At 35.8% G+C, this 5,162-nt stretch carries 8 protein-coding genes; 6 read left to right on the forward strand and 2 right to left on the reverse strand.

The features are described 5' to 3' along the window. The coding region (locus CJD30_RS11275) for a hypothetical protein (RefSeq protein WP_294919174.1) at positions 1-273 on the forward strand (273 nt) is incomplete at its 5' end. A gap of 48 nt (positions 274-321) precedes the next feature. Here the strand turns inward: CJD30_RS11275 and CJD30_RS11280 are convergent. Next, entirely contained in the window at positions 322-555 is a 234-nt protein-coding gene (locus tag CJD30_RS11280; RefSeq protein WP_294919176.1) for a hypothetical protein, read from the reverse strand. A 171-nt stretch (positions 556-726) separates the two neighbouring features. Between CJD30_RS11280 and CJD30_RS11285 the strand changes: the two genes are divergently transcribed. The 5 genes from CJD30_RS11285 (at position 727) to CJD30_RS11305 (ending at position 4,602) form a co-directional block, all read left to right on the forward strand. Next, complete coding sequence (locus CJD30_RS11285; protein WP_294919177.1) at positions 727-957, forward strand: hypothetical protein; 231 nt, start codon at positions 727-729, stop codon at positions 955-957. A gap of 20 nt (positions 958-977) precedes the next feature. Continuing rightward, entirely contained in the window at positions 978-1,349 is a 372-nt protein-coding gene (mobC, locus tag CJD30_RS11290) for a plasmid mobilization relaxosome protein MobC (protein ID WP_294919179.1), read from the forward strand. A gap of 22 nt (positions 1,350-1,371) precedes the next feature. Next, on the forward strand, positions 1,372-2,232 hold the full coding sequence (locus tag CJD30_RS11295; RefSeq protein WP_294919182.1) for a relaxase/mobilization nuclease domain-containing protein: 861 nt from the start codon (positions 1,372-1,374) through the stop codon (positions 2,230-2,232). Positions 2,233-2,303: 71 nt separating this feature from the next. After that, on the forward strand, positions 2,304-3,851 hold the full coding sequence (locus CJD30_RS11300; protein WP_294919185.1) for a type IV secretory system conjugative DNA transfer family protein: 1,548 nt from the start codon (positions 2,304-2,306) through the stop codon (positions 3,849-3,851). 214 nt (positions 3,852-4,065) lie between these two features. Beyond that, positions 4,066-4,602 (forward strand): J domain-containing protein, encoded by a 537-nt coding sequence (locus tag CJD30_RS11305; protein ID WP_294919187.1) that lies wholly within the window; start codon positions 4,066-4,068, stop codon positions 4,600-4,602. Here the strand turns inward: CJD30_RS11305 and CJD30_RS11310 are convergent. After that, positions 4,599-5,162, reverse strand: a 564-nt coding sequence (locus CJD30_RS11310; protein ID WP_294919190.1) for a DUF6710 family protein, incomplete at its 5' end; no start/stop codon positions are given. The genes CJD30_RS11305 and CJD30_RS11310 overlap by 4 nt on opposite strands.

The following is a 5,162-nucleotide window of genomic DNA, read 5'->3' on the forward strand; positions in this document are numbered from 1 at the left end:
TTTTTAGGGATTTTCGCTCTTTTTGAATCACTCTCTTTTTATACTATTCCTCACAGTATGTCTGAATCTTCAAAGGTATTTGATTGGAATGATCATTATTTTCAAGATGAATCTGACATTGATATTATAGTTAATGGCATGGTATCTGTTGTAATTGATCGGGATAAAATTGTGGCAGGTAATCTTGAGAATAGTATTGTAAAAGATTTTACCATGATTGATGAAATATCAACAGTCGAATTGGAAAGTGAAGCTGGACAACGATGGGTATAAAGGTCTCCTGACATTCCTGAAAAATCTTATATGGAAAGCCTCTATTTGTTACCTCTCCCTAATACTCTCAAAATCTTCACGGACTTTTTCAAGTCCTTGATCTATAAAATAATCAATCGTTGACGTAAGTGTTTTCTTGCCAAGAAATTTTTGCATACGTGCCAACTCTTCATAACGTTTTTCTGTCATGGAAAAAATGATCTTTTTCGATTTTTTTTCACTTTCCGGCTTGGACTGACGGTCTTGCTGTTTATCAAAGCGTTCAAATCTTTCATCTGCCATAGTACTTACTCCTAGCTAATTACAGTGATTATACACAATATATATTTAGTGTGATATAAATATCTTTTTAAATAATAGCATATCTATTTTATTGAATACATATGTATTTTAATAAATCAATAAGTATTTTTGCTCTATCATTTGAAAACTAAGACCTGTGAGGAGTAGATAATGACTAGTGATGAAAAAATCATTTTTGATAGCCTATACAGCAAATATAGCAAGATGCTTCTTTCCAAAAAGGAATGTGGAAAAGAACTCAGTAAAAGTGTTGCAACACTCGACCGTGAACGCAAACTTGCATTAGGTGTGCAATACATCAAATCAGGGCAGGGGAATATCTACTACCCGCTTTTGGAGATTGCCCGATATATCATTTCTCAGCAAATCAAGACTATATAATCTAACAAAAGTTTAAAACTATGAATAGAACAGAGTACTTGAAAAACTATAAACACTACCATTACGAAAGAACCCGTAAAATAGTGACTTTCCCGTTGCTTACGGAAGATTTTGAGGCTTTGAAAATCAGAGCGGATGCTCTTGATATGAAAGCTACGAAGCTCGCAAAAGAAGTGGTTTTAAACTTCATCGAGAATAGTCCGAATCAATTTATGACTAAAGAGCAATGGGAGCTTGTACAGAGCTATATTCGCATTTCGCGCGGTATTGCTAACAACATCAACCAAATTGCCTATAAAGCCAATATAGGTGAGTTTATCGATGTTAATATACTCATTTCTGCACTCAAAAAGTACGAAGATGAGTTCAGGCTATTAATCGCTAAACTCTAATAGCCACATGATAATAAAATCTATGTCCCGCAGTTCGGCTTCATTCGCTTCACTGTACGACTATCTAACCCGTGATAGTGACTTTGAGCTTGACGGGTATAATCTCTATTCAAGTCCACATGATAAAAAATCGATTGTGGAAGAATTTATGAAAAATGCTGACTTTCTCCAAAGAGCAAGAGGCAAAAACTACCTTTACCACGAAATCATTTCACTCAGTAAAAACAATCTCCCATCCCAAGAACAGCAACACATTCTTCAAGACCTAGCGCAAGAGTATCTTTCCAAGAGAGCAGGGCAACATTTGGCTTTTACTGCTCTTCATAAAGACAAGGAACATATGCACATACACCTGATGATAAGTGCCAATGAAATTACGGGTGATAAGCGTATCAGATTTTCCAAAGACTCTTTTGCCTCGATTCAAAAGGATCTCGAAAACTATCTGAATGAACGTTATCCGCAATTAAATCCGACCGAGCATTATCAGAAGTCAAAAGCTGATAAAAAGACTCCACGTAAAGAACAGGAGATGAAAAGCCATAGCAAAAAATTTTCACGAAAAGATGAGCTTTGCGAAACCCTTAGAACAGTATTTGAAAAAGCGACAAGCGAGGAATACTTCAAAAACACTCTGAAAAATCGTGGTATTGATTTCTATATCAGAGGTAAAACGGCAGGGATTGTTTTTGAGGAGAAAAAATATCGTTTAAATACTTTGGGTTTGCAAACTGAGTATAATCAGTTCGTTAATAAATTGGAAAGAATAAAAAATAGGAAAGAAAAACGGGCTGAAAGCAAAATCGATTCAAGACGTGAGCAGATGAACAGAACGAGAACAGAAAAATCGACTGTAAAACCGCAAGAACGTCAAAAAGAGTGATTGAGCAAAAAACGCTTATCCCGTCGTGATAAATGAATGAAACAAACATTATCTGAAAAGAGAAAGCGCTAATGGAAGCACTTTCATCATTATTTGCCTTAGTTGTTTTTATTTACTTAATGTATCACACCATGAAGTATGTTTTTAGTATTATTTTTGGAGTAACGAAGAGTGCAAATACATCGAACAATATTTTTCAGTATTTTGCATTAGCACCGCTTCGCACGATTTTTTCTATGCCTCAAAAAGGTATGATGGGCTACTTTGAAGCCAACAGATTTTTGAGCGGTTTACATAAAGGTCTTGTCCTTGATGGGCAAGACAAGAGATTATTCGAAAAAGACAGTTTCAACCATATGGGAATTATTGCTAGAACCGGCGGTGGGAAAACCAGTTGCTATATCATCACTAATATTTTGAAACTTGCACGGGATAATAGCTCAATGATTCTGACGGATTTGAGTGGTGAACTGTATGAAAAAACTAGTGGCTATCTGCAACGACAGGGATATAAAGTACAAGTGCTTGACCCTGAGAAGCTACAGGACTCAATCGGTTACAATCCTTTATATTATGCACTATCATCTATTGAAATCGATGAGATAGCCGAGATATTGATTAAATCGGCTAATCCGGGGCAGATTAAGAGTGAAGATAAAATGTGGCTCGATGGAGCAAAAAGCCTTTTGACGATTCTGATAAAAGTGCTTGTCGCAACTCACGACCACCGCTATATCAATCTTGCTAATCTAAGGTATCTTATCAATAATTTTGGTGAGAGTGGTACAGCATTAGATGAACTCATTTTCAAATACGCCGACGAAAAGACTTTCAACGAATGGAAAGGATTTGTAAGCGGAAACCTAAAAACAGTACAGTCTTTTGTTTCTACCGCTAACGTCGCGCTCAATACTATAGGTATCAATGATAACTTGGCATATCTGACGGTAAACCATCATATAAACTTTCAGAGTTTCAGAGAACAAAAAAGCGTTCTTTACATTCGTATTCCGGCACAGAAACAACAGCAATATAGCTTTTTACTCAATCTTTTCTACAAGCAGTTTTTTAACGCTATGATGGAGAAATTACCGAGTAGGGGAGACTTACCCGTTTATTGTTTGCTTGATGAATTCGGTAATATGAATATTCCCGGCTTTTCATCTACCATTACAACAATCAGAAAGTACAAGGTATCCATCTCAATAGTATTGCAAGACTACAATCAGCTTGAACACCAGTATGGGAAAAATGAAGCCTTGACGATTTTAAACGGCGGTGTGACGGGTAAACTGTTTTTCTCAGGGGCAGATTTTCAAACAACGAATATGCTCTCTCAAATGATCGGCGAGCACTACGTGAACAAGCTCGATGAATATGGAAAAGTTCATCATATCAAAGAACCTATTCTAAGCAATGCAGAGATTAGAACAATGAAAGACAATGAAGTATTGCTAATCTATGGAAATAGATTACCGCTCAAAATGAAAGTCAAACCCTATTACAAAGACTTCATGCTGAACAGCTATACGAAATTCTCACCGATGAAATCGGAAAAACATTTGATTGATACACATATAGACTATATTGATTTGAACGTCGGACTAGATAATGATTGACGTTCTAAGCATCGTATATAACGACTTTCACAGAGCCGGAATTTGGTTACTCATTATAGCCAGTATCATTTTTATGATTAGTGCCGTAATATCCAACCTCTTTAAATGGGCACCGTTTCGAATCATCATTCTTCTTATTGCATACGCGATAATCTCTGACATTTTGAGACAAGATGTCATATTGTTTAATTTGAATCTGTACATTGGCTTGGGTATGGCATATCCGCATTTGCAATTCGTGCATTTATTAGCGTATAGAATTTGGTATGGAATTTTAGATTTTTATGAAAAGCTCAAAGATTTCCTATATACCGTTTCAAGACCCTTTGTATTCATCTATTTCCAGTTCGTACGCTTGAAAGCCTATTATGATGCTAGAACGCAACAGAAACGCTATTCAAGTGAGAATGAGCAAAGTTACCAAGAGTTCAGACAAAGAGGTTTTAACGATGATTACAGACGTTCTGAACAACAATACCACAGAAGAGAAGAGCAATCATCATCAAAGCAAGAGAATACGCATAAATCAGGTGGGAATAGGGGAGAACAGCATAATGAAACATCACGATGGGACTCACACGACCCGTATGTTATTTTAGATATTTCAAGAACAGCTACACCGGAGGAGATAAAGAAGCAATATCGCAAGCTTCAAAAGCTTTATCACCCCGATTTAACACAGACCAAAAAAGAGGAATACACACGCATTTCTCAGAAGATCAATGCAGCGTATTCAAAGCTGAAAAACTAAGGTCGATAGACTTGCTGAATCATATAAAGCAAAACTGCAAGCTTCCAATCTACAGAATATGATTCTCCATTTATTTCAATGCTATTGAAGGTTATTGTTGCATTAAAGAAATCTTGTTTTAAATTACCTGATGGGAAGACTGAATTAGTTGTAATATCAATATCATTAATGATAGTACCAAGACTGATAGAATGGTTCCCATTATAAACAAATGCAATATCTAAATCTTTGAAATAAAAGCCTTTATGATTGCCGTGAGGATCTTGTACAAATCCACTACCAACTACACCACGATAAGCATTTGTGTTACCAGTTAAATTTCCACCACTCCAAGGAGATGCAACAAAGATAGTATCTGTATTGAGTTTGACTTTATTATTAGATTCTTCAAAGATTGCATTAAAAACCGTATACATTGAAAGGCTTTTTATCCCAGACATAGCCATATAAATATTATCAAGAGATAGATATGTAGCGAATTTTCGGATTAGTTGTTTATTGAATTCATCAACCTTGTTACTACCAACACCATCTTTGGCATAGGGATTATTGAATGATTC

This window comes from Sulfuricurvum sp. PD_MW2 (assembly GCF_002633015.1).
In the GTDB taxonomy this organism is placed as follows: Bacteria; Campylobacterota; Campylobacteria; order Campylobacterales; family Sulfurimonadaceae; genus Sulfuricurvum.

What these genes read in the sequence shown, in the direction of transcription:
- CJD30_RS11280 (WP_294919176.1), bottom strand. Translation starts at nt 555, where the DNA reads ATGGCAGATGAAAGATTTGAACGCTTTGATAAACAGCAAGACCGTCAG.
- CJD30_RS11285 (WP_294919177.1), top strand. Translation starts at nt 727, where the DNA reads ATGACTAGTGATGAAAAAATCATTTTTGATAGCCTATACAGCAAATAT.
- mobC (WP_294919179.1), top strand. Translation starts at nt 978, where the DNA reads ATGAATAGAACAGAGTACTTGAAAAACTATAAACACTACCATTACGAA.
- CJD30_RS11295 (WP_294919182.1), top strand. Translation starts at nt 1,372, where the DNA reads ATGTCCCGCAGTTCGGCTTCATTCGCTTCACTGTACGACTATCTAACC.
- CJD30_RS11300 (WP_294919185.1), top strand. Translation starts at nt 2,304, where the DNA reads ATGGAAGCACTTTCATCATTATTTGCCTTAGTTGTTTTTATTTACTTA.
- CJD30_RS11305 (WP_294919187.1), top strand. Translation starts at nt 4,066, where the DNA reads ATGGCATATCCGCATTTGCAATTCGTGCATTTATTAGCGTATAGAATT.